Genomic DNA, 24,134 nt, shown 5'->3' with positions numbered 1-24,134 from the left:
GCGATGATGCGAACCCTGCGTCTTGCCTTGCGCATGATGCTGCGCGACCTGCGTGCGGGTGAACTGCACCTGCTTGGCCTGGCGATCGTGATTGCGGTCGCCAGCCTCACCAGCGTCGGCTTCCTGGCCGACCGGGTCGGTCGCGCGCTGGATCGCGAGGCCAACCAGCTGCTTGGCGGCGACCTGTTGCTGCGCGCCGATCAGCCCTGGTCGGCGCGGTTCGTGGATGAGGCGCACGCCCGCGGCCTGCAGACGGCGACCACGGTGCTGTTCACCAGCATGGCCAGTACCGAGGAGGCTGCGGTGCTGGGCGGCGTCAAGGTGGTAGAGGACGGATATCCGCTGCGTGGCGCAATCCGCGTCGCATCGGGGCCGAACCAGCCCGACGCGCCGGCTGGACGTGCGCCGGCGCCGGGTGAGGTGTGGCTGGACGAGCGCCTGTTCGCGGAGCTCGGTGTGCGTCAGGGCGATACGGTCGGGCTGGGCATGCTCGAGTTCCGGGTCGGCGCCATGGTGAGCTTCGAATCCGACCGCGGTGCGAACTTTTTTGCGCTGCTGCCGCGCGCGATCTTCAATCTGAGCGATCTGGAGGCCACCGGGTTGATCACCGTCGGCAGCCGCGCCACGTGGCGCCTGCATGTGGCGGGCACGCCGCAGGCGGTCGAGGCCTACGAGAAATGGGCGCGCGACCATCTCGGCCGCGGCCAGCGCGTGGAGACGGTGGAGAACGCCCGCCCCGAGGTGCGCGCCGCGCTTGACCAGGCACAGCGTTTCCTGCGCCTGGCGGCGCTGCTGGCGGTGATCCTCGCCGCGGTCGCGGTGGGCCTGTCGGCGCGGCGCTTCATGGCGCGCCACCTCGACGGCTGCGCGGTGATGCGAGTGTTGGGTGCAGGTCAGGCGCAGGTGCTGGGCATCGTGGTGGGGGAGTTCCTGCTCTTCGGACTGGCGGCCGCGCTGGCGGGTACGGCGCTTGGCTGGACGGTGCAGTGGGGGCTGGCCGGCGGGCTGCGCGAGCTGATGGCGACCGAGCTACCGGCGCCGTCCCTGTTGCCGCTGGCGCACGGGCTGGTGGTCGGCATGGCCTTGCTGGCAGGTTTCGTGCTGCCGCAACTCCTCCGCCTGGGCAAAGTGAGCACGCTGCGTGTGCTGCGGCGCGAGTTCGAGTTCGCCGAGCCGGTGTCGGGCGCGGCCTGGGTGCTGGGGCTGGCGGCGTTGCTCGGTCTGATCTTCTGGATCGCGGCCGATGCCCGCCTCGGGGCGCTGGTTGCGATCGGCTTTGCGGTGGCGCTCGGCGTGTTCGCGCTGGCGGCCTGGGGCGTGCTCGTGCTTGCCGGGCGGCTCAAGGGGCAGGGCAGCCTGCGCGGTGGCGGCTGGCGGTACGGCATCGCCGCGCTCGGGCGGCGCATGGGCAGCAGCGTCATCCAGGCTGCCGCACTGGGCCTGGGCATGACCGCGCTGCTGCTGCTGACCCTGGTGCGCGCCGACCTGCTCGACAACTGGCGCAACATGGCGCCGTCCGATGCGCCCAACCGCTTCATCATCAACATCCAGCCCGATCAGCGCGAGGGTGTGCGCGCGCACTTCTTGGATGCCGGGCTGGAGGCGCCGGCCATCCAGCCGATGATCCGCGGGCGCATGCTGAGCATCAACGGCCAGGCCATCGACCCGGCGAGTTTCACGGACGAGCGCTCGCGGCGTCTGGCCGAGCGCGAGTTCAACCTGTCCTATGGCGCGGATCTTCCCGCCGGCAACGTGCTCGAGGCCGGGCGTTGGCACGGCGCGGCGACCGAGCCGCAGCTCTCGGTCGAAACGGGGCTGGCGGCGACCTTCGGCTTGAAGGTCGGCGACCGCGTCCGCTTCGAGATCGCCGGGCAGCAGGTCGAGGCGCCGATCACCAGCGTGCGCAAGCTGGATTGGGATTCGATGCGGGTGAACTTCTTCTTCATCGCATCCGAAGGCCTGCTGGAGAAGTATCCCGCGAGTCTGATCACCAGCTTCCATCTGCCTGCGGGCGAGCACGATTTCACTACGCGGCTGGTGGCGGACTTCCCCAACCTCACCGTCATCGACATCGCCGCGGTGATCGCACAGGTACAGGCGATGACCGACAAGCTGATCGTGATCGTGCAGTTCGTGTTCGGCTTCGCGGTGCTGGCCGGTCTGGTCGTGCTCTATGCGGCCTTGCAGTCCACCCACGACGAGCGCGACTACGAGCTTGCCATGCTGCGCACCCTGGGCGCGCGCAACCGCCAGGTGCGACAGGCCCTGTTTGCCGAGTTCCTCGTGCTCGGCGGAGTCGCTGGTGTGCTGGCCGGTATCGGGGCGAGCGCGATCGGCTGGTTGCTGGCAGAGGAGGTGTTCCGCATGAGCTACGTGCCGGCGCTGGCGCCGGTGCTGGCTGCGGTGGTGCTGGGCGCAGCTGGCGTGGTGGCGGGGGGCTGGCTCGGTACCCGTGGGCTCCTTGCCCGCCCGCCGCTGGCCAGCCTGCGTGCGCTGGGCTGAACGATGAACTTTCCGCAACTGAGTCACGCCGAGGCGCTGATTGCCGGCTTGCTCGCCGCCGTGCTGGTGTTGCTGCTTTGCTTGCTGGTGCGCAGCTTCCGGGCGGAGGGCGCGCTGCGCACCCGGCTTGGTGACGATCTGGCGGAGCTCATGGAGCAGCAGCTCAACCTCCAGCATCGGGATCTCTTGCGTGACCTCCACGAGGGCCTCGCCCGCCAGACCGACCGTATCGGCGAGCACGCCCGTGCCGACCGCGAGCTGCTGCAGCGCGGCCTTACTGCGGCCTCGTTGCAGCTGTCGCGCGGCATGAAGGTGCTGACGCAAAGCGTCGATGGCCGCCTGGATACCCTGTCGGGCCAGGTCAATCAGCGTCTGGACGAGGGGTTCCGCAAAACGAACGAGACCTTCGCCAGCGTGATGGCACGTCTGGCGACGATCGACGAGGCGCAGAAGAAGATCGACGGCCTCACCACCAACGTGGTGAGCCTGCAGGAGCTGCTTGGCGACAAGCGCGCGCGCGGCGCCTTCGGGGAGGTGCAGCTCGAGAACCTGGTGCGCAACATGCTGCCGCCCGAGGCTTTTTCCTTTCAGCAGGTGCTGCCCAATGGCACGCGCGTCGATTGCCTGCTCACCCTGCCCGAGCCGACCGGAAAGGTGGCGGTGGACGCCAAGTTTCCGCTCGAAAACTACCATCGCATGTTCGATACCGCGCTGGCCGAGCTTGATCGCCGCGCCGCACAGCAGGCCTTCCGCGCCGACGTGAAGCGCCATGTCGACGCGATCGCCGGCAAGTACATCCTGCCCGGCACCACGTCGGATGGCGCGGTGATGTTCCTGCCCGCCGAAGCCGTGTTCGCCGAACTGCACGCCTGGCACCCGGAAGTCGTTGCCTATGCGCAGCAAAAACACGTCTGGATCGTCTCGCCGACCACGCTGATGGCGGTGCTCAACACCGCGCGCGCTGTGTTGAAGGATGTGGAGACGCGCAAGCAGATCCACATCATTCAGGACGCGCTCGGCAAGCTGGCGAAGGATTTCCACCGCTTCGACGAGCGGATGGCCGCGCTCGCGCGCCACATCGACCAGGCCAGCCGCGACGTGCAGGAGGTGCACACCTCCAGCCGCAAGATCAGCGCCCACTTTCGCCGCATCGAGGCCGTCCAGCTCGACGACGAGGACGATGCGCTCAACGGTACAGCGCCTGACGTGCGCGCCGTGGAGGCTGCTGTACCCGGCGGCGGTAGTCCGGCGCGGTCATCCCTGCAAGGGCAGTCCGGTATTTGACGCAAGACAGGGATGCGGGCCGCGCGGGCCTGTATGGTCCCTGCACCCATCATCCTTTACGAGGCGCCAGAGCCGATGACCGACGTTCCCCTTCCCATCCTGTTCATCATGGGGGTGTTCTTCACCTTCTGGCTGATCCTGCGCAAATTTCACCGCATCGAGCAGGCCAAGCGCGCGCTGCCCGACCTCAACGGCTACCTCTACGCAAACGAGCAGACGGAGGCGCGCTGCAAGGCCTGCGATTCCACCGAGCTGAAGGACGAGGGACTGACGTACGGCAAGGATGAGCGCCGCATCGTTTCCTGCGTGCGCTGCAAGACCCTGCTGTATCGCTTCGATCCGCCCGAAGAGGGGGGGCAAGAGGGGGGCGAAGGTGAGCGGGAGGCAGGTGTGAGCGGTCACTGAGCGCCTGCAAGTGCGCCACGCTCAGTCGCTACCGTCGAAGGCGTCGATGAAGATCGGGGTCAGCGCGTGCATGGGACCGAGCGGCGCGCCGCGCGGATGCAGCCCGGGTACGAAACCTGCCGCCTCCAGCCGCTTGAGCAGAGCTGCATTGCGGGCGATCACATGCACCGGCACGTCCCAGGGCTGATCCGGCCCGGTCACGCTGCCGATCGGCTGATGGTCGCCGATCAGGATCAGCACCAGGTTCTCGGGGGCGTGGCGGGCGAGATAGTCTGCCAGCCAGGTGAACTGGTAGCGTATCGAGGCGAGGTAGGCGGGCAGCGGGGCACTCCAGTCGGTGGGTACGGCTTCGGCGGCATCCACCTCGGCCTGCGTGAAGGCTTCGCGGCCGAGCAGGGTGGACCACTCGGCGCGGAACGGCGGTAGCGCTCGGAAAGGAGCGTGGGTGGTCACGGTGGGGAAGACCACCAGCCGCGGCTGGCGTGCATCGCTCGGAGAGTCCGGACGAAGCGGATCATTCTTGACCTGCCCCGCCTGTGGCTTGCCCTCGCCGCCGGCCCCGAAGCCGAGCCCGAACTCCTGCGCATGGATCAGCGCCATCGAGGCCTGGTCCGGGATGCGCCAGAAACCGAAGGGACGCCCCCCATAGCCGATGCTGTCGGCGTTGCCGTAGCGGTCGAAGCCGTAGAAGGCGCCTTCGGGCCAGGGTTTCTGCAGGCCCGGCATCCAGCCCACGGTGCGGTAGCCATTCGCGGCGAAGTGGCGCACCAGGGTTGGGCGATCGGTGGTGAGCAGCAGCTGGTAGTCGGTGGGGTCGCGCATGTCCAGGCCAGAGAGCAGGCTCGCGTGGGCGAGCCACGAGGCGCCGCCGAAGGTCGGCGACACCACCCGCGCCGACACCACCGCCCGCCCGGACGAGGCGATCGCGGTCGCGAGGCGCTCGCGCGGCGCCGCGAGCTTGGTCGCGATGTCCGCGCGGTCGAGCGTGACCGCGCCGTAGGCCTCGCCGAACACGAGCAGCACGTCGGCGCCGTCGAGTGCATCCAGGGTGCCTGCGAAGCGAGGACCGGGTCCAAGACGCTCGGCACTTGCGCCGCGCGAAAGCGCCGCATCGAGCAGCCGGTACTGCTCGGCCAGCATTGTGGACACCGTGGGCGCGAACATCGACGCCGGCGGTCGCCCGGTTGAACTCTGGGCCAGCCACAGCGCGACCGTGAGCGTGGCAAAGCCCAGCATCAGCGTACGCGCCGGCCGCTGTGCCGCGGCGCGGCCGAGCGCGCCGATGCAGGCGCGCACGACCAGGTAGAGCAGGGCGAGGACGAGTACGGCGGCCGCCAGCGTGAGTGCCACCCGCGGCCATGCGCCTTCGCTGCCGCCCATGCGGATCACCGCGCCCAGATGCGGGGCGTCCCAGTAGGCATTGACCCGGCGCCCCAGTATCGCAGGCACCGTGACGTCGATGTAATGCAACACCACCCACAGCGTGCCGAGCGTGGCCAATGCGCGCGCGAGCCAGCGTGGCAGCGGGCCTGCGAGCCCGACCCACGCGGCGACCAGCATCGTGAGGGGCGCGAGCTCGGGCGCTAGCCGCCATTCCAGCGCCGGCCACAGCGTAGGCCAGCCGTTGCCGTGGGCGAGCAGGGTGTTGAGCACCAGGAGGGCGATCGCCGTCGCGGCGATGGCCATGCCGCGCGACCAGAGGCCGGTCGGTGTCCTCATGCGCCACCTCGAACCGGCGCTGCCTTGCGGCAGGCTATGATGGGCGCACCTGAACGCGCCCCGAGGAGTTCTCGCCCATGACCGTGCCTGTCGCGCTGCCCTGGTGGCAGGATCTCACCCCGCAGCGCATCGCTCGCCTCGCCGCGGACGATGGCGTGGCCATCCTGCCGCTGGCGGCGGTGGAGCAGCATGGCGAGCATCTGCCGTTGTCCACCGACCTCGACATCGCGCTCGGCCTGCTGCAGGCGGCGGTACCGAAGCTGCCCGAGGGAATGCCGGTGTGCGTGCTGCCGCCGCTGACGGTGGGGTTGAGCCTGGAGCACACGGCCTTCGCCGGTACCCTGAGCCTGAGCCCGGAGACGGCGCTGGCCACGCTGGTCGAGCTCGGCGACAGCGTCGCGCGCGCCGGGCTGCGGCGGCTGGTGCTGTTCAACAGCCATGGCGGCAACAAGGCGCTGGTGGACCTGGCCGCGCTCAAGTTGCGCGTGGCGCATCGCATGCTGGTGGTGCGTGCAAACTATTTCCGCTTCGCGCCGCCGCCCGACGCGCTGCCTGCGGCCGAATTGCGTCACGGCCTGCATGGCGGCGCGCTCGAGACCGCGATGATGCTTCACCTGGCGCCGCACAAGGTGCGCACGGCGGCACTGCGGGATTACCCTTCGCTCGGCGCCGAAATGGCCGCCGCGGGGCGCACGCTGGGCGCGGAGAGCGAGGCAGGCTTCGGGTGGATGGCGCAGGACCTGAACCCTGACGGCGTCACCGGCAACGCGTCCCTGGCCGATGCGGCGCTCGGTGCGCGCCTGGTCGAGCATTTCGCCACCGTGCTGGCACGAGTCATCGGGGACGCGCGGGCATTCGACCTGGCCGGCCTGCGCGACCGTGGTGCAGATGGCGGTACCGCCAGCGGTGCGGACTGCGGCGAGGGGGGCTGAACGCCGCCGCTCGCTGCGCACACCAATCCGCACAGGAATGCGTACGGGCGCGCCAGGCACAGGCATGGTCGTCGCCCGTGGCGGTGGTCAGAGTTTGGTGGCCACGTCCGGCGCCGGCAGGCACTCGGGGTCGGCGGAGGCCGGCTCGCCCTGCTCGTTGAGCAGCTCGTGCAGCCAGTGCCCGTGGCGGTTGGCCTTGGTGCGCAGGTAGCGCTGGTTCTGCGTGGTGACCTCGCCGTAGATCGCCTGGCGCGCGACCACATTGATGCCAGCGTGCTGCAGCGCCTCGACCTTGCTCGGGTTGTTGGTCAGCAGCATCACCTGATGGATGCCGAGCTGCTCAAGCATCTCGTGGGCGACGCGGAAGTCGCGCTCGTCCTTGGAGAAACCGATCACCTGGTCGGCGTCGATGGTGTCCAGGCCCTCGTCCTGCAGTCCGTAGGCGCGCAGCTTGTTGGCCAGGCCGATGCCGCGCCCTTCCTGCGACAGATAGAGCAGCACGCCGCCGCCCATGGCATTGATCGCAGCCACGCCGCGGCGCAGCTGTTCACCGCAGTCGCAGCGCAGGCTGCCGAAGAGATCGCCGGTGAGGCAGGACGAGTGCAGGCGGACAGGGACAGCCTCGGGCCAGCGTGAAGTGTCGCCGATGACGATGGCGACGTGCTCGTGAATGCCGTCGGCCTCGCGGAAGAGCACGAAGCGGCTATCCTCGGCTTCGGCGAGCGGCACGCGGGCCTCGCTGATGCGGGCGAGTCCGCCCGGGCCGCTCTCGCACAGGCGCAGCGCGGTCTCGGTGCTTACCGCGAGCAACTCGCCGCTCGCGACCTCGGCCGCCACGGCGTCGGCGCGACCCGGCGCGACATCGCATGCGATCGCCGCGGGCACGAGCTGGGCGCGCCCGAGCAGACGCAGTGCCGCGCGCTCGGCATCCGCGCCGGGTGTGGAGGTAGCGGTGGCAGGCAGGCGGACGCCGCGTTTCCAGGCCAGATCGCGCAGGCTGGCGGCGCCAGGCAGGGGCGAAAGGTCGAGCGAGACGGTCTCGCCCGCATCGCGGTGTCCGAGCGCGGCCATACGGTGCTCGCTCAGCACCAGCCGGGCAGGTGCGCCGGACAGGGATTGCAGCGCGGCAAGCGCCTTGTCGTCGAGGCCTTCGACCGCCTGAACGAGAATTTCGCGGCCAGGGTGGCGGAGCAGGATCGGAAGCCCGCGTCGCAGGTCGAAGATGGCACGCTCGGCTTGGCGCATTCGTTGTTCTCCGTGGGGATGTTCTCGGGTTGCCAGGCTGCGATGCACGCACAGAGCGGGCGCCGCGGGTGCAAACCGTCTTTTGAGGAATGTTCGATGTCGGAAAGACTTCTACCAGATTGGGGCTGGGCCTGCATCCTGCAAGCGTACGACGTGAATTGGGCCGTCGAGATGCGTACAAGTTTCATCGTCGGCGATACGACGATCAAGGTCGAGGCCGGCGGCGCGTGGCGCTGCAATGTGGCGCTGGCGTCGGAGACGTCGCAGCTGCTCGACATCTTCCTCCCGCTGGTGACTGCACCGGGGCCGCTCGTCGTGGCCCAGCTCGGGCAGAGCCTGGATGGACGCATCGCAACCGAGAGCGGCGCTTCGCACTACATCAACGGGCCCGAGGCGCGTATGCATCTGCATCGGCTGCGTGCGGCGGTCGATGCGGTGATCGTTGGCGTGGGCACCCTGAATGCGGACAATCCGCAGCTCACGGTGCGCCACGTGCCGGGGGTAAATCCATTGCGGGTGGTGCTCGACCCGCGCGGTCGGGCCAATCCTGCGGCGCGCGTGTTCCATGACCGCAGCGCGCCTACACTTCATCTGGTTGCAGATGGAGGCAGCGGCGAAGACCCTGGCGCTCCGGGCATGGTCGGGTCCGGCGAGCTTGTGCGCCGTGCGCTGCCGGCAGGAGATGCGGGCTTCGACCCGGCGGTCGTGCTGGCCTGGCTGCATGCGGCGGGCTACCGGCGGGTGCTGGTGGAAGGCGGGGGCGTGACGGTGTCGCGGTTCCTGCAAGCGGGTGTGCTCGATCGGCTGCACATGCTGGTGGCGCCGATGCTGATCGGCTCGGGCCGGCCGGGGCTGGCGCTGTCGCCGATTCATTCGCTGGAACAGGCGCTGCGCCCGATGAGCCGTTGCTTTTCCTGTGGCGGTGATGTGGTGTTCGACCTCGACCTGCGCCGGCAGATGGCGTGAGGTGGTGTTTGCGTGCATCCCCTCGCAGGATGCGTCCCCGGTCCCTGCAGGGTGCGCGCTCCGCATATGGGATGCGTCTACCGCTGCTGCAGGGTGTGGCCTCAGCCAGGATCCGGGACGGCTACCGCTCTTCCGTGGCGCAGCATCAGCGCGCCGGGCAGGCTGGACAGCAGCACCACGGCGCCGTAGCCGATCGAGATCGCTACCCCTTGCGCCGGGTCGAGGCCCGCCGCCTGCCACAGCAGCGCCGCCGCGCCCTCGCGCACGCCCCAGCCGGCGATCGAGAGCGGGATCGCCATCGCGAGCAGCACCCAGGGGACGAGCGGCGCGGCCGTGGCGAGGGGTGTGTCGATTCCGATCATGCGCATGCAGCACAGATACACGCCGACATAGCTCGCGACCACGAGTAGCGAGGCGATCAACTGGGGCAGGAAAGCTCCGCGTGCGAGCAGCGCCTGCCGTGCCGCCTGCCGCAACTGGCTGAGATGCACGCGCAGGCGGGTTCTCGAAAGGGTCAGCCCGAGCGCCAGTAGCGCGAGCAGCAGCCCGGCCAGCGCCGCCGCCGTGGGACGCGGGCCGCTGAACGCGCCGTGGACGGCCGAGCGCAGCGCAGGTGACAGCGCCAGGCTGGCGAGCACCACCAGCAGGAGCGCGAGCTGGCCGGAGGCGCGCTCCAGCACCACGGCCTGCCACGCCGCAGCGCCACCATGCTGGACATGGCTTTCCTTGCGGGCGTGACGCCAGGCGCGCGCGGCGTCGCCCATCACCCCGCCGGGCAGCACCTGGTTGAGGAAGGTGGCAAGGTAGTACTCGCGCACTGCGGCGCCAAGCGGCAGATGCGCACCCAGGCGCGCTGCGGTGAGCCGCCAGCGCCAGGCCGACAGCACCACCTGCGGCACGCCGAGCGCCAGCGCTGCCGCGAGCCAGCCCGGATGCGGTGCGGAAAAGGCTGCGCCGAGTGCGCGTGGGTCGAGCCAGTACAGCACGCCCGCGAGCAGGCCGACGCTGGCGGCCAGGCGCAGGATGCGGGTGCGGCGCACGGTAACGGTGGCGTCAACGCCATGGCTGCCATCGGCGGGCTTCGCGGGCGGGGGCAGGCTCATGCGGCAGGCGCTCGCGCGAGTTCAGGCAAGTGGTGGAACGCTTTCGCCCGGGGCCGGCGGCAGCGCGAAGAGATCCAGATGGCCGACCTCCAGCCTGCCGGGGCCACTCCGGCAGTCTGCGCTGCGGCGGGCATGCCAGGCGGCGATGCGTGTGCCGGCTTCCGGGCGCTGCGCGCTGGCGGCGTCGCGCCAGCCGTCGATGAGTGCCTGCGCGAGCGCAGCCGATGCAGGTTCGGCGAGGTCCAGCCGCCACGGGCTGGGCGCGAGCGTGACCGTGAAGCCGCGCTGGCGCAGCGCGGCGGCGAGCGCAGGCGCGGCGTCGGGTCCGAGCGCGGGTCCGAGCCCCTTGTCGCGGCGCTGGTGAGCGTTGAAGGCCTCACGCACGAAATCGTCTTCCGCCTCCAGCGCCGCCGCGTCCGCGGGTTCTGCCGAGGACGCCGGCGAGAACGACCATCCGCCATCCACGCTCAGGGTGATCAGCAGCGCGCAGCCGGTCTGCGCGCAGGCCTGCGCCAAGCGGTCGAGCCAGGCGGCTTCCACCAGGTCGAGCAGCGCAGAGGCGGTGACGAGATCGGCCTCGGCGAGGGTGTGGCGGTCGAGCTGCCCGAGGTCGGCGCAGCGCGTGCGCAGCGCTGCGGTGCCGCACTGTGCGTCGCGCAGTGCCTCGCAGGCGACGCGGGCATGTGCGAGCAGCGCGGGGTCGTGGTCGACCAGGGTCCAGCGCTGCGGACCGGGCAGGCGTGGCGCGAGGTGGCGCGGATTGGCGCCGCTGCCGCTGCCGAGGTCGGTGATGCGCAGCGCACGCCCGGGGTCGGCGACCTGGCGTCGGCGCAGCCACTCGGCGGCGAGCGCCGCGAGCCGTGGGGCGCGGGCCGCGCTGTCGGCGATGGCGCGCAGTGCGAGCCAGTCGGCGTTGAAGCAGGCATCGGGATGAGGCGCGGTCGGGGCGGACGAGCTCGTCGTCAGTGCAGCGGCGAACTCGGCGCCGGCCAGCCTCCAGTCGCGCAGGCGTCCGCGTGCCTCGCGAGCGCCGTCGCGCAGGGCAAGGCGCAGACTGCGTTCGCGCAGCAGGCTCGACAAGGCTTCGCCAAGGGTGTCGGCCTCGCCCGGCGGCACCGCGATACCCGCGGCCGCGGGCAAGGTGTCGGCCAGGGCGCCGCCGGTGGTGGTGAGCACCGGCAGTCCTGCCGCCAGCGCCTCGGTCACCACCATGCCGTAGCCCTCGTAATACGAGGGCAGCACGAAGAGGTCGGCCTCGGCGTAGGCGGCGTGCAGCGCTTCGTCGCTGCATTCGCCGCGCAGGCGGACGCGCTCCTGCAGGCCGGCCGCCTCGATCAGGCGCCCGACTTCGGCGGCGAAGTCCGGGTTACGCGCGGTGCTGCCGATCAGTTCGCACTGCCAGGGCAACTCGCGCAGCCCGGCGAGCGCCCGCACGAGCAGATCCTGCCCCTTGCGCGGCGCGAGGCTGCCGACGCAGAGCAGGCGCGGCGGCTCGCCGTCGGCGGGGGCCAGCGGCAGGGGGGCTACGCCCGGCTCCACGACTGCGATGCGTGCGTGCGAGACGCCGAATCCGGCGAGCCGGCGCGCAGTGAAGGCGCTGGTGGTGATGATGCGCTGCGCGGCGCCCAGCGCGGCGCGTTCGCTCGCATACAGGCAGGCGCGCTGCGCGGCGCTCAGCCCGCGCTCGTCGCCGAGCGGGTGATGGACCAGGCCGATGAGTGCGAGGCGGTCGCGCTGGCGGATCGCGACCTCGGGCAGGCCGCCGAGCGCGAGGCCGTCCACGAGCACAGTGCGCCCCGAGGGGATTGCGTCCAGGGTGCGCGCGAGCGCGGTGCGCGCGGTGGCGTCGGCGCGCGGGAAGCGTCCGGGCAGGCCGTGCACCGTGACCGTCCAGCCGAGCCGGCGCAGCTCGGCGGCGATGTGGGCGTCGTACAGGTAGCCGCCCGTGCGCTGCGCCGGATCGCCGGGCACGATGAAGTCGAGCGTGCGGCTCATGCGATGGGTCTCGGTCGTGTGCGGGCGGGGGCAGGGCGGCGGACGGCCGGCGGCGCCGAGCTCACAGCGCGCCTTCGTAGCTCGCCCAGGCGATGTGCGATTCGTGCAGGGTGATCTTCAGGTGCTGCAGGCCCTGGCCGCCCGCGCCGAGACGGCCGTCGCGGATGGCGGCCGCCATGCGGTCGAAGATCACGCGCGCCATGAACTCGGTGGTGGTGTTGCGGCCCTGCAGTGCGGGTTCGTCGTCGAGGTTGCGGAAGTTGAACTCGGCGAGCACCGCCTTGAGCGTGTCGCTGGCGAGGCCGATGTCGACCACGAGGCCGTCGGCATCGAGCTCGGCGCGCTGGAAGCAGGCGTCGACCAGATAGGTGGCGCCATGCACGCGCTGCGCCGGGCCGAAGATCTCGCCGCGGAAACTGTGGGCGATCATGATGTGGTCGCGGACGGTCAGGCTGTACATGCGGGATCTCCGGAGTCGTGGGGGTGAGCGGTCTGGTGGGCGTCGGCGCCCGGGTAGCGGATGCGCTCGCACAGCGCGCCTGCCGGTGCGTGGGCGAGGCGGTGCATGAGCGCGGGCAGCGCGGCGAAATCCGTCTCGCCGCTGATCAGCGCATCGAGTCGGGCGTCGACGAGCAGGCGCAGCGCGAGTTCCATGCGGCGGCGGTAGTCCCAGCGCGGGCTGCGCTGGGGCGGCAAGTGGCCGACCTGGCTGGAGCGGATGGCGAGCCGGCGCGCGTGGAAGGCGCCGCCCAGCGGCAGGCCGACCTGCGCGCTGCCGTACCAGCTCATCTCGATGATGCTCGCTTCCTGGCCCGCGAGCGCCAGTGCGGTGGCAAGGCCGGCAGGGTTGCCGCTGGCGTGGAAGACGAGGTCGCAGTCGCCGCGCGCCGCATCGGGCAGGCGGTGGGTGAGGCCGAGCGCCTCCGCGAGCCGCGCGCGGCCGGGGTCGATGTCGATCAGTTCGACGTCGGTGCCGGGGATGTGGTTGCACAGCCAGGCGACCAGGCTGCCGACCACGCCGGCGCCGACGACAGCGATGCGGTCGCCCACGCCGGGCGCGCCGTCCCAGCAGCCGTTGATCGCGGTCTCCATGTTGGCGGCGAGCACCGCGCGCGCGGGCGGCAGTCCGTCGGGCAGGGGCAGCACGGCCGCCGCCGGCACGATGTAGCGCTGCTGGTGCGGATGCAGGCAGAACACCGGGCGGGCGCAGAGGGCTTCGGCATCGGGCCCCGCGCCGGTCTCGACGACGCCGACGCTGATGTAGCCGTACTTGACCGGACCGGGAAACGCGCCTTCCTGGAAGGGCGCGCGCATGCGCTGGTATTCGCTCGCCGGCACCTCGCCGCGATACACCAGGCTCTCGGTGCCGCGGCTGATGCCGCTGTAGAGGCTGCGCACGAGGACTTCGCCGTCCTGCAGCGGGCGCAGGGGCGCCGGGCGCAGGGCGCCGTGTCCCGGGGCGAGGGTCCAGAACGCGAGGTTGGTGTCGGGCATTCTGTGTTCCTGGGCGTTCGTAAGGCGAGGGGTGGAGTCGGCTGGGTGTTTCCGCCGTCTTGCGCGAACCCTTCGTGCGGTCCGATGATCGAAGCCGACATGGTAGCAGCGCGCCGCGACCGAGGCGCCGGAGGTGAGGAGAGCATGAACGAGGACGGTATGCCCGCGACGCAGGCTTCGTGGCCGCAGCTCTGGCTGGAGTTGGCGGGCGGGCTCGCGGTGACGATCGCACTCGGCGCGCTGGCGGCGAGTGTGATGGCCCTGCCGCTCCGCGTCGCGGGTGTGGCGGCGGTGGTGATGGCGGCGGTGGGCGCCCTGATCCTGCACGCGTGGCCGGATACGCGCCGCGGGCTGGGGCCGGCCAACCGCGTGACCCTGTTGCGCGCCGCGCTGGTGGCGCTGGTGGCGGGGGCGCTGGCGGCGCCGGCGTGGGCGCAGCAGCACGCGACCGCGCTTGCCCTGGTCGCCGCGCTGGCGCTGCTGATGGACGGCGTCGATGGCTGGGTGGCGCGGCGCTGCGGCTGCGAGAGCGCGTTCGGCGCGCGCTTCGATATGGAGCTCGACGCCTTCCTGATCCTGATCCTGTGCGTGCATCTGCTGCTGATGGACAAGGCGGGGTCGTGGGTGCTGGCGATCGGGGCGATGCGTTACGGCTTCGTGGCGGCGATGTTCGTCTGGCCCTGGCTCGAAGGGCCGCTGCCCGAGAGTCGGCGGCGCAAGCTGGTGTGTGTGTGGCAGGTCGCCAGCCTGCTCGTGAGCCTGCTGCCGATGGTGAAGCCCGCGCTCGCGGTGCCGCTGCTGGTGCTGGCACTGGCGCTGCTGGCGTGGTCGTTCGCGGTCGATGTCCGGTGGCGGCGCGCGCATGGCCGCGTCGACGCCTGAATGGGTGCCGGGCGCTCGCCGGCACGGGTTGGAAGCGTAAGGAGGAAGACAGGATGAAGAGGAACACACGGTTTTTCGGCCTGCGTCCCTGGCTTGCGGCAGGGCTCGCGGCGGCCGCTCTGGGCGCTGCGCCGGCCTGGGCCGAGCCGCACGGCTACACGATCGATCCCGATCATTTCGCGATAGGCTTTCAGGTCAATCACGTGGGCTACGCCGACGTGATCGGCATGTTCCTCAAGGCGCGCGGCAGCTTCGTGTATGACGAGGAGGCGCGCACGCTGGTGTCGGGGAGGGTCGTCGTGGCCGCCGACAGCGTGTTCAGCAACCACGAGGCGCGCGACCGTCATGTGCGCGACAGCGATTTCCTCGACGCCGGGCGCTATCCGGAAATCGTCTTCGAGGCCACGGGCTTCGAGCTGACGGGCGAGCGTGACGGGCGGCTCGAGGGCCGGCTCGGCGGCAATCTCACCCTGCTCGGCAAGACGCGACCGGTGACGCTGGACGTGTCGCTGAACAAGGTGGCGAGCTATCCCTTCGGCCATCGCAAGCACACGCTGGGCATCTCGGCCCGTACCACCCTGCTACGCAGCGAGTGGGGGATGGACTATGCGCTCAAGGGCGGCATGGTCGGCGATGCGGTGCAACTGCGCTTCGAACTCGAGGCGATCCGGGATTGAGCGATTCGACAAGGGACCGGGTGCGGCGGTGCCTCACCCGGCAGCCGTCGTCGCCTCAACCGCCGATGTAGGACATCTCGATCTTGCGCTGCGCCGCCGTTGCCGCCGTGCGGATCTCCGAATAGCGGTCGTCACGGCCATTCCAGACACGGGCGATGACGGCGTCGATCTGTGCGTCGTCCGCGCCGGTGCGAAGCAAGGTGCGCAGGTCGTGACCCTGCTGGGCGAACAGGCAGGTGTAGAGTTGCCCTTCGGTGGATAGTCGGATGCGTGTGCAGCTTGAGCAGAAGGCCTGCGTGACCGAGGAGATCACACCGATTTCACCTGCGCCATCCTTGTAGCGCCAGCGTTCGGCGACCTCGCCCACGTAGTTCGGGTCGGCAGGTTCGAGCGGGAACAGGCGGTCGATGCGTGCGACAACCTCGCGCGAGGGCAGTACTTCGTCCATCTTCCACCCGTTCGAGGCACCTACGTCCATGAACTCGATGAAGCGCAGGATGTGCCCACTATGGCGGAAATGGGTGGCCATGGCCTCGATGTCACCGTCGTTGGTGCCGCGCTTGACGACCATGTTCACCTTGATCGGGCCCAGCCCGGCTGCCCGTGCGGCGTCGATGCCTTCGAGCACCTTCTCTACCGGGTAGTCGGCGTCGTTCATGCGCCGGAACAGGGCGTCGTCCAGTGCATCCAGGCTCACGGTGACCCGATGCAGGCCGGCGTCGGCCAGGCGCTGCGCCATGCGGGGCAGCAGCACGCCGTTCGTGGTCAGCGTGATCTCCACCCCGTCCAGACGGGCGAGCATCTCGATCAGGCGCTCGACGTCCTTGCGCAGCAGCGGCTCGCCCCCGGTGATGCGGATCTTGCGCACGCCGCGTTCTGCGAACAGGCGCGCCACACGCAGGATCTCCTCGAAACTGAGCAGTTCGCGCCTGGGCAGGAAGGCATAGTCGTCGCCGAACACCTCGCGCGGCATGCAATACACGCAGCGGAAGTTGCAGCGGTCCGTGACCGAGATGCGCAGGTCGCGTACCTCGCGCCCGCGGCGGTCGACAAGCGCTTCACCCGGGGCAGGGCGTGAGGCCGGGTCGGGCACCTCGGTGTCGGGTGCGTTGCTCGGAGCAAGCTGCTGGATCGGGATGACTTTCATGGTCGGTGGCGGGGTCGGGTTGCAGGATTATCAAAGCATGGACAACGCGATGCAAGGCACGGTTCGCGGCTGGGTTCGCGCTGGGGCGCATCGTGAGGCGGGTCGGGGCGTGGCAGCCTGTGGGCGCGGGCCGCGAAGGCGGGGTGTATCATTGCGCTCCGGATCGATCCGGCATCAGGAGAAGAATCAAACATGGCCGATCTCGTGCCGCTGCCGGCAACGGCGCTGCGCAAGCAGTGCGACCCCGCCTGCTTCACCTTCGAAACCACCGAATCCCTCATCGAACATGCCGGCGACCTCGGCCAGGCGCGCGCCGTGGAAGCGATCCGTTTCGGGCTCGCGATGGGGCACACCGGCTATCACGTCTTTGTGCTGGGCGAGACGGGCAGCGGCAAGCACGCCACCACCTTCCGGCTGCTGCACGAACGCGCGGCGAGCGAACCCGTGCCGCCAGACCTGTGCTACCTGCACAACTTCGGCGAGCCGCTCAAGCCGAAGCTGCTCGCGCTGCCTGCCGGACGGGGCGGGGCGTTGCGTACGCACATGCAGACCTTCATCCGCGACCTCGGGCCGGCGCTCGGTGCTGCGCTCGACAGCGATGCGCACGTAGATCGCGTCGAATCGCTGCAGAGTGCGCACAAGGCGCGCGAGGAGGCCGCCCTGCGCGAGCTCGGCCAGGCCTGTGCAGCCGAGAACATTTCCCTGATGCAGACGCCCGAGGGCTTCGTGTTCGCGCCCACCAGGGAGGGCGAAGCGATGTCGCCCGAGGTTTTCGAGGCCTTGCCCGAAGACGAGCGCAAGACCATCGAGGCGCGCGTCGGCGCCTGGAGCGACCGCCTGGAGGATCTGCTCAACGACTTCCCCGGCTGGCGCAAGGCAGTGCGTGAATCCATCGAGCGCGCCGAGCGCGAGGTGCTGGGCCCGGCCGTCGCGCATCTGCTGCGCGAGGTGCGTGAGGCGCATGAGGATCTGTCCGAGGTGCTCGCCTTCCTCGACGCCGTGGAGCGCGACGTGCTCGACTCCGCGATCAAGGGCACGATGCTGGATGAGGAGGATGAGGAGGCACCCGAGCCGGAGGAGAACACCCGTTACCACCGCTACCAGGTCAAGCTGCTGGTCGACCATTCGGCCTCTCAGGGCGCGCCGGTGGTGTTCGAGAACAACCCGGGCTACGGCAACCTGATTGGCCGCATCGAACACATCGTGCAGCAGGGCAACCAGGTCAGCCACTTCAACCTGATCCGTGCCGGTGCCTTGCATCGCGCCAATGGTGGTTACCTGGTGCTGGATGCCGAGCGCCTGCTGTCGCAGCCCTTTGCCTGGGAAGGCCTCAAGCGCTGCCTGCGCGCGGGTGAGATCCGCATCGAACCGCCTGCCGAGGCGCAGGGCTGGAGCGGCGCGCTGACGCTCGAGCCCGAGGCGCTGCCGTGCGCGCTCAAGGTGGTGCTGATCGGCGATCGCGACGTGTATTACCTGCTCATGGAGCACGATCCGGAGTTCGCCGACCTGTTCAAGGTGCCGGCCGATTTCGATGATGACCTGCCGCGAACGCCCGGGAATGAGTGCGAGTACGCGCGCCTGATGGCGCTGCTGGTGCGTACGGCCAAGCTCCTCCCGGTGCATCGCGAAGGTGTTGCGCGCCTGGTGGAGGAAGCCTCGCGTCTGGCGGACGACTCCGGGCGCCTGTCGCTGAACACGCGCGCGCTGTCCGACCTGATGCGCGAGGCCGATTTTCATGCGCGTGGCAAGGGGTTGGCCGTCACCGGGCGTACCGAAGTGGAAGATGCGCTTGCGGCACGCAAGCGTCGTGCCGACCGCTATCCGACCCGTGTGCTGGAGTCCATCCTGGACGGCACCACGCTGATCTCCACCGACGGCGAACGCGCCGGGCAGATCAACGGGCTGGTGGTGATCGAACTGGCCGGCGAGCTCTTCGGTCACCCGGTGCGCATCACCGCCACCGTGCGCATGGGCGAAGGCGATGTGGTTGACATCGAGCGCGAGACCGAGCTGGGCGGCGCCATCCACTCCAAGGGCGTGCTGATCCTGTCCGCCTTCCTCGCCGCGCGCTATGCCCGCCATCAGCCGCTGTCGCTGTCGGCGAGCCTGGTGTTCGAGCAGTCGTATGCGCCGGTCGAGGGCGACTCCGCCTCGCTTGCCGAGCTGTGCGCGCTGCTGTCGGCGCTCACGCAGATCCCCATCCAGCAGCGCTTTGCGATCACCGGCTCGGTGAATCAGTTCGGTGAGGTGCAGGTGATCGGTGGCGTCAACGAGAAAATCGAGGGCTTCTTCGACCTGTGCAAGGCACGCGGGCTGGACGGCTCGCATGGGGTGGTGATCCCTGCCGCGAGCGTGCGCCACCTGATGTTGCGCGAAGACGTGGTCGAGGCCGCGGCCAAGGGCTTGTTCCACATCCACGCGGTGAAGACGGTGGACGAGGCGATGACGGTACTGACCGGCGTCGAGGCGGGCGAGCCGGATGCGAAGGGTGTCATCCCCAAGGGTACGCTGAACCACAAGATCGCCACCGTGCTCGCCGAAATGACCGCGGCACGGCATGCGCACGCGGATGGCGACGGTTCGGCCGGCGCGCGCCAGCACCGGCGCCGGCACGCCGTGTAAGGCTGATCGGGCGACTGCCATCGGTCGTCGCCCGGCCTGCGTTCAGTGCGGGCGCTGCTTCAGTCCGGCCAGTTGACGGTCGTGCATCCGGCCCAGCAGCAGTTGTGCGCCCATTGCCCCCAGCAGCGCCATCAGCATGTCGGCCTGCGCGTCCCAAGGATCCCCCTGGGTGCCGAGGAATTCCACTGCACCGCCGCCCCACAGCACGGCCGACGCCCACTCCACGAGCTCGTAGAGCGCGCTGATCCCCAGGCAGCTCAGCGTGAGTAGCGCGAACAGCCATTTTCCGGCGCGCAGCGGCGAGGTGCGCAGCAGCAGCTCACGCCCGAGGATGGCCGGCGTCACCCCCTGGAAGAAATGGCCGAAACGGTCGTAGGGGTTGCGCGCGAGCTCGAACCAGTCCTGAACCACGAAGCCGATCGGTACGCGCGCATACGTGTAGCTGCCCCCCAGGATCAAAATCAGAGAGAAGAAGGCGATCAACCCGTAACAGAGCGGGGTGAGCGGAAAGCGCCGTGCGGTGGCGACGAGGATGGGCATGGCAATGAGCACCGGTGCCACCTCGGCCCACCACACGCCGCGATCGTATGGGGCGACGCCTGACGCTGCGAGCGCGGTGAGGACGACTGCGAGGAGGGTCAGGGGCAGGCGCATCGCTGGAGGGAGGTCCGTCCTCAGGCCCACGCACACTCGCAGGTGAAGTGGCGCAGGAAGGGCGGCTGCTTGACGATGCGCACGCCGCGGATGTTACGTGCGTCTTCCTTTACCTCGGCGATCACCTCGGCCGCGTAATCGAAATGCGACTGGGTGTACATGCGGCGCGGGAAGGCCAGACGCACGAGTTCCATGCTGTGGTAAGTCTCGCTGCCGTCCTCGCGGCGCTTGCCGAACATCACCGAGCCGATCTCCACGCCGCGGATGCCGCCCTGCAGATAGAGCGCGTTGCACAGTGCCCACGCCGGGTAATGCTCGATCGGCATGTCGGGCAGGATGCTGCGCGCGTCGATGTACACCGCGTGGCCGCCCGTGGGGCGCACGATGCCCACACCGGCGGCTTCCAGTCGCTCGCCGAGGTATTCCGCGGTGCGCAGGCGATAGCGCAGGTAGTCCTCGTCGATGCCTTCCTGCAGGCCCACCGCGAGCGCCTCGAGATCCCGGCCCGCCAGGCCGCCGTAGGTTGGAAAACCTTCGGTGAGGATCAGCATGTTGCGCACTGCGTCCATCCATTGTTCGTCGCGCAGCACGATGAAGCCGCCGATGTTGACCATGCCGTCCTTCTTCGCGCTCATGGTGCAGCCGTCGGCGAGCGAGAACATCTCCTGCACGATCGCCTTCACCGGCACGTCCGTGTAGCCCGGCTCGCGCATCTTGATGAACATCGCGTTCTCGGCGAAGCGGCAAACATCCATGATCAGCGGCTTGCCATGGCGGTGCAGCAGTTCGGAATAGGCACGCATGTTGGCCATCGACACCGGCTGGCCGCCGCCGGTGTTGTTGGTCACCGTGATCATGCCGAAGGGGATGCGGTCGCCGCGGGTGCGCAGCAGGTGCTCGACGCGGTCGAGGTCGATGTTGCCCTTGAAGGGGTGGATCAGCGCCGGCTGCAGGCCTTCGGGGATGACGAGGTCGAGTGCCTCGACACCGAGGTATTCGAGGTTGGCGCGCGTGGTGTCGAAGTGGCAGTTGTTGGGCACCACGTCGCCCTGCTTGCATGCGGCGGTGAAGAGGACCTTCTCGGCGGCGCGGCCCTGATGCGTGGGCATGAAGTGCTCCATGCCGGTGAGTTCGCGGATCACCGCCTGCAGGCGGTAGAAGCTGCGTGCGCCGGCGTAGCTCTCGTCGCCCTCCATGATCGCCCCCCACTGCCGGCTCGACATCGCACCGGTGCCCGAGTCGGTGAGCCAGTCGATCAGCACGTCCTCGGCCCGCAGGCGGAAGGGGTTGAGCCGGGCTTCGTCCAGCAGGCGCTCGCGCTCGGCGCGCGTGGTCATGCGGATCGGCTCGATGCTTTTGATGCGGAAGGGTTCGATCAGGGTGGTCGGCATGGCGGCTCCAAGTGCATTCGTGAACGGAGCAGGGAAATTAAGACCGAAAACCGGAGCGTGGTGTCGCTTATTTGCAACAGGTTCGGGTCGTCCGCCCATCCGCAATCGTTGATCAAGCGTTCAGTCGGGCTCCCGGCGTGCGCTGCCGAGCGTGATGGCGGTTCATCGTGCGCGGCTCCTTGAATTGGCCTTGCGGCGATTCCTCAGACCCAGCCAGCCCAGCAAGGCACTCACGCTGGCAAGTGCCCAAGGGTTGTCTACCGGGATGCTGGTCACCGTCCCTGCGCCTCCCATCGCTGGTGCGAATGGGTCGTAGATGCGGCCCACGGCGCTGTCGGCATCTCCCACACCGTTGTCGGTCAAGGTGTAGCTCACCGTGCGGCGATCGGTGCTGAGGGTGGCACCGGACCACTGGAACCAGGTTGAGGTCGGGGCGCCCACAGTGGCCGGACCGAACTTCCAGAACTGGACGCCCACCGGCAATGGTTCCGGATAGGTGATGGAGATCGTCACGCTGCCGGCGCAGCCGGTGGCCAGGAACTCAAAGCCGCCGTTGGGCAGGCTCCGGCCCACCGGCGTGGAGGCTGGAATGACGAAGGCGGTGCTGGGGTCGAATGAGCAGCTTGGTCCTCCACCCGAAATCGAAGCGACCGCCGTACCTGTCATGCCGGGCACGGTGCCAGTGGCGGTGGTCACCCCAGCCGTGACCGCGGCGGATGCCGTGGACGCCGCACCCGTTCCCACCGAATTGGTGGCGGCTACCGTGAAGGTGTAGGTTGTGCCGTTGGCCAGGCCCGTGACCGTGATCGGACTGGCTGCCCCGGTGGCTGTCAGGCCGCCCGGGCTGGATGTGACTGTGTAGCCCGTGATCGCCGCGCCGCCATCGCTGGCGGGCGGAGTGAAGCTGACGGTGGCCTGGGCATCGCCAGCCGTGGCTGTCACGCCGGTAGGGGCGCCGGGCACAACGGCATTGACGCTGAAGGTTCGGCTGACCTGAGGTGCGGGTAGGTAGCTGGCATTTCCCGCCTGATCGGCATTGATGGTGCAGGAGCCAGCCGTCACGAACGTCAGAGCCCCCCCGCTTGTAATCGTACATACCGCGGTGGTGCTGGAGGTGAAGGTGGGGGTGAGGCCTGAATCCGAAGTCGCCGACAGGGTTGGTGAGGTACCGAAGTTCTGGGCGCCGGGATTCGCGAAAGTGATGGTCTGGATCGCGGCGGGCGTCACGCTATTCGATGCAGCCGAAGCCGGCCCGGTGCCCGCTGCGTTCGTAGCAGTGACGGTAAAGGTATAGGCCTGCCCATTGGTCAGCCCGGTTAAGACAATCGGGCTGCTGGCGCCATTCACGGGCGCAACATCCGGAGGGCTGACCGTTACTGTATAGCCGGTGATCGTTGTCCCGCCAGTATTCGTCGGCGCCGTAAAGGCGACACTGGCCTGGGTGTCTCCGGCGGTTGCCGTCCCGATCGTCGGTGCACCCGGCACCACCGGATTCACGGTGAAGGTCCGGCTGACCTGGGGCGCGGCTATGTAGCTGGCATCGCCTGCCTGATCGGCATTGATGGTGCAGGAGCCAGCCGTCACGAAGGTCAAGGCCCCGCCGCTGGTGATCGTACAGACGCCGGTGGTGCTGGAGGTGAAGGTGGGGGTAAGGCCTGAAGTCGCGGTCGCCGTCAGTGTGGGCGTCGTGCCGAAATTCTGCGCGCCGGGGTTGCTGAAGGTGATGGTCTGCGGGGCCTTGGGCGTCACGCTGTTGGATGCAGCCGATGCGCCTCCGGTGCCAACCGCGTTCGTGGCGGTGACGGTAAAGGTGTAGGCCGTGCCATTGGTCAGCCCTGTGACCGTACATGGGCTGGAGGCGCAGGTGCCCGTGATGCCACCGGGACTTGAGGTAGCCGTGTAGCCGGTAATCGCCGATCCGCCATCACTGGCAGGGGGCGTAAACGTGACCGACGCCTGAGCATTGCCGGCCGTAGCCGTACCGATGGTCGGCGCGCCGGGCGCACTACAGGCGGCCGTCGCGAATGTGGCATCCGAACCATTGGTGGTGCCGGCGCTGTTGGTAGCGGTAGCCCGGAAGTGATAGGTCGTGCCGCAACTCAGACTGGAAATCGCAGCCGATACGCTGCTGTTGCTGGCGCCCGCTGGCAACGGACTCTGACTGGCCGAGGCTGACGAACCGTAGCCGGTCGTCAACCCATAATCGAAAGTCACTGTGGTGCTGGCGCCTCCGCTGGAAACCGTGCCACCCAAGGTAGCGCCACTCGCGGTGATGCTGGTCGCGCCGCCGGTGGTGACGGTCGGCGCGCAGGCGCTGGTGGTGAAGGTGGCATCGCTGCCATCGGTCGTTCCGACGCTATTCACCGCTTTCACGCGGAAGTGATAGGTCGTGTTGCAGCTCAAGCCGGTAATCGCGGCTGAAACGCTGCTGCCGCTGGCGCCCGCCGCCAGTGGGCTCTGACTGGCCGCAGCGGATGATCCGTAGTTGGTGTCCAGCCCATAGTCGAAAGTCACCGTGGTGCTGGCGCCGTTGCTGGAGACCGTGCCGCCCAGCGTTGCGCCGGTGGCGGTAATGGTGCTTGCCGTGCCAGTGGTTGCTGTGGGTGCGGCCAGGATCGTCAGTGCATAGGGTCTTGCGCCGGCATAGGGGCCGGTTCCGGTGCTGCTATCGGTTGCCGTTACCGTGAAGTTGAACGTCCCGGAAGCGCCTGGCGTGCCGCTCAAGCTGCCGCCGCTGCTCAAGCTGAGCCCTGTTGGCAGGGCACCTGCGGTGATGGCATAGGTGTAGGGCGCGGTGCCGCCACTGGCGGTAATGGCCTGGCTGTAGGCAACGCTGAGGGTTCCATCCGCCAGGCTGGTGGGTGACACGCTGATGGTGGGCGCGTTCACCGCCAGGGTGTAGGCCTGGCTGCCGGTCACGGTGGTGCCGCCGGTCGAATCCGTCGCCGTAATGGTGAAGTTGAACGAGCCGCCCGCCGTCGGCGTGCCGCTCAGCACGCCAGCACTGCTCAGAGTCATCCCCTCTAGGTCAAGATGGTTGTCGCCTCGATAGAATCTGAAACCCGAGGGCGATAACGGAAGAAAGAAGTGGCCAGGTACGGACAAGCATTCAAGGA

At 69.2% G+C, this 24,134-nt stretch carries 18 protein-coding genes; 8 read left to right on the top strand and 10 right to left on the bottom strand.

Annotated elements, in window-relative coordinates; all coding sequences use genetic code 11:
• The first annotated feature begins 3 nt into the window (after window positions 1-3).
• The 3 genes from ACPT9U_RS15225 to ACPT9U_RS15215 all read left to right on the top strand — a co-directional run bounded on the left by ACPT9U_RS15225 (window position 4) and on the right by ACPT9U_RS15215 (window position 4,191).
• Window positions 4-2,502, top strand: coding sequence for an ABC transporter permease (locus ACPT9U_RS15225; protein WP_435751531.1), 2,499 nt, complete (start codon window positions 4-6; stop codon window positions 2,500-2,502).
• A gap of 3 nt (window positions 2,503-2,505) precedes the next feature.
• A complete protein-coding gene (locus tag ACPT9U_RS15220; RefSeq protein ID WP_435751530.1) occupies window positions 2,506-3,786 on the top strand; it encodes a DNA recombination protein RmuC in 1,281 nt (426 codons plus the stop codon).
• Window positions 3,787-3,861: 75 nt separating this feature from the next.
• Window positions 3,862-4,191 carry a hypothetical protein gene (locus tag ACPT9U_RS15215; protein WP_435751529.1) on the top strand — a complete coding sequence of 110 codons (330 nt, stop codon included), beginning with the start codon at window positions 3,862-3,864 and terminating at the stop codon, window positions 4,189-4,191.
• A 21-nt stretch (window positions 4,192-4,212) separates the two neighbouring features.
• Here the strand turns inward: ACPT9U_RS15215 and ACPT9U_RS15210 are convergent, their stop codons facing one another.
• The gene (locus ACPT9U_RS15210) at window positions 4,213-5,910 is read right to left on the bottom strand and encodes a hypothetical protein (RefSeq protein ID WP_435751528.1); all 1,698 of its coding nucleotides are present in this window, start codon (window positions 5,908-5,910) and stop codon (window positions 4,213-4,215) included.
• A 77-nt stretch (window positions 5,911-5,987) separates the two neighbouring features.
• Here ACPT9U_RS15210 and ACPT9U_RS15205 point away from each other — a divergent pair, with 77 nt between their 5' ends.
• Entirely contained in the window at window positions 5,988-6,842 is an 855-nt protein-coding gene (locus ACPT9U_RS15205; protein ID WP_435751527.1) for a creatininase family protein, read from the top strand.
• 87 nt (window positions 6,843-6,929) lie between these two features.
• Here the strand turns inward: ACPT9U_RS15205 and ribA are convergent, their stop codons facing one another.
• The gene (gene ribA / locus ACPT9U_RS15200; protein ID WP_435751526.1) at window positions 6,930-8,087 is read right to left on the bottom strand and encodes a GTP cyclohydrolase II; all 1,158 of its coding nucleotides are present in this window, start codon (window positions 8,085-8,087) and stop codon (window positions 6,930-6,932) included.
• A gap of 96 nt (window positions 8,088-8,183) precedes the next feature.
• On the opposite strand from ribA, the gene ACPT9U_RS15195 reads away from it, so the two are divergent.
• A complete protein-coding gene (locus ACPT9U_RS15195) occupies window positions 8,184-9,053 on the top strand; it encodes a RibD family protein (protein WP_435751525.1) in 870 nt (289 codons plus the stop codon).
• Between the two features lie 101 nt (window positions 9,054-9,154).
• Here the strand turns inward: ACPT9U_RS15195 and ACPT9U_RS15190 are convergent, their stop codons facing one another.
• From ACPT9U_RS15190 to ACPT9U_RS15175, 4 genes are all read right to left on the bottom strand, one after another.
• Window positions 9,155-10,156, bottom strand: a complete 1,002-nt coding sequence (locus ACPT9U_RS15190) for a lysylphosphatidylglycerol synthase transmembrane domain-containing protein (RefSeq protein WP_435751524.1) — start codon at window positions 10,154-10,156, stop codon at window positions 9,155-9,157.
• A 21-nt stretch (window positions 10,157-10,177) separates the two neighbouring features.
• Window positions 10,178-12,151, bottom strand: coding sequence for a glycosyltransferase (locus tag ACPT9U_RS15185; RefSeq protein ID WP_435751523.1), 1,974 nt, complete (start codon window positions 12,149-12,151; stop codon window positions 10,178-10,180).
• 61 nt (window positions 12,152-12,212) lie between these two features.
• Window positions 12,213-12,611 carry a 6-pyruvoyl trahydropterin synthase family protein gene (locus ACPT9U_RS15180; protein WP_435751522.1) on the bottom strand — a complete coding sequence of 133 codons (399 nt, stop codon included), beginning with the start codon at window positions 12,609-12,611 and terminating at the stop codon, window positions 12,213-12,215.
• Window positions 12,599-13,645: a zinc-dependent alcohol dehydrogenase gene (locus ACPT9U_RS15175; protein WP_435751521.1), complete on the bottom strand. Its 1,047-nt coding sequence runs from the start codon at window positions 13,643-13,645 to the stop codon at window positions 12,599-12,601. The genes ACPT9U_RS15180 and ACPT9U_RS15175 overlap by 13 nt, the downstream gene beginning before the upstream one ends.
• 144 nt (window positions 13,646-13,789) lie before the next feature.
• Here ACPT9U_RS15175 and ACPT9U_RS15170 point away from each other — a divergent pair, with 144 nt between their 5' ends.
• Entirely contained in the window at window positions 13,790-14,527 is a 738-nt protein-coding gene (locus ACPT9U_RS15170) for a CDP-alcohol phosphatidyltransferase family protein (RefSeq protein ID WP_435751520.1), read from the top strand.
• Between the two features lie 53 nt (window positions 14,528-14,580).
• A complete protein-coding gene (locus ACPT9U_RS15165) occupies window positions 14,581-15,204 on the top strand; it encodes a YceI family protein (RefSeq protein WP_435751519.1) in 624 nt (207 codons plus the stop codon).
• A 55-nt stretch (window positions 15,205-15,259) separates the two neighbouring features.
• On the opposite strand, the gene moaA is transcribed toward ACPT9U_RS15165, so the two are convergent.
• On the bottom strand, window positions 15,260-16,351 hold the full coding sequence (gene moaA / locus ACPT9U_RS15160; RefSeq protein WP_435751518.1) for a GTP 3',8-cyclase MoaA: 1,092 nt from the start codon (window positions 16,349-16,351) through the stop codon (window positions 15,260-15,262).
• Window positions 16,352-16,543: 192 nt separating this feature from the next.
• Between moaA and ACPT9U_RS15155 the strand changes: the two genes are divergently transcribed.
• Window positions 16,544-18,973 (top strand): Lon protease family protein, encoded by a 2,430-nt coding sequence (locus ACPT9U_RS15155; protein WP_435751517.1) that lies wholly within the window; start codon window positions 16,544-16,546, stop codon window positions 18,971-18,973.
• Window positions 18,974-19,015: 42 nt separating this feature from the next.
• Here the strand turns inward: ACPT9U_RS15155 and ACPT9U_RS15150 are convergent, their stop codons facing one another.
• The 3 genes from ACPT9U_RS15150 to ACPT9U_RS15140 all read right to left on the bottom strand — a co-directional run bounded on the left by ACPT9U_RS15150 (window position 19,016) and on the right by ACPT9U_RS15140 (window position 24,036).
• On the bottom strand, window positions 19,016-19,627 hold the full coding sequence (locus ACPT9U_RS15150; protein ID WP_435751516.1) for a DUF2238 domain-containing protein: 612 nt from the start codon (window positions 19,625-19,627) through the stop codon (window positions 19,016-19,018).
• Between the two features lie 20 nt (window positions 19,628-19,647).
• Window positions 19,648-21,018 carry a tryptophanase gene (locus ACPT9U_RS15145; protein ID WP_435751515.1) on the bottom strand — a complete coding sequence of 457 codons (1,371 nt, stop codon included), beginning with the start codon at window positions 21,016-21,018 and terminating at the stop codon, window positions 19,648-19,650.
• A 162-nt stretch (window positions 21,019-21,180) separates the two neighbouring features.
• Window positions 21,181-24,036, bottom strand: a complete 2,856-nt coding sequence (locus ACPT9U_RS15140) for a beta strand repeat-containing protein (protein WP_435751514.1) — start codon at window positions 24,034-24,036, stop codon at window positions 21,181-21,183.
• Window positions 24,037-24,134 lie beyond the last annotated feature (98 nt).

Source organism: Thauera sp. AutoDN2, assembly GCF_051280715.1.
Taxonomy (GTDB): domain Bacteria; phylum Pseudomonadota; class Gammaproteobacteria; order Burkholderiales; family Rhodocyclaceae; genus Thauera.
Note: the sequence above shows the minus strand (reverse complement) of the source record. Positions and strands in the feature narration are given on the sequence as shown.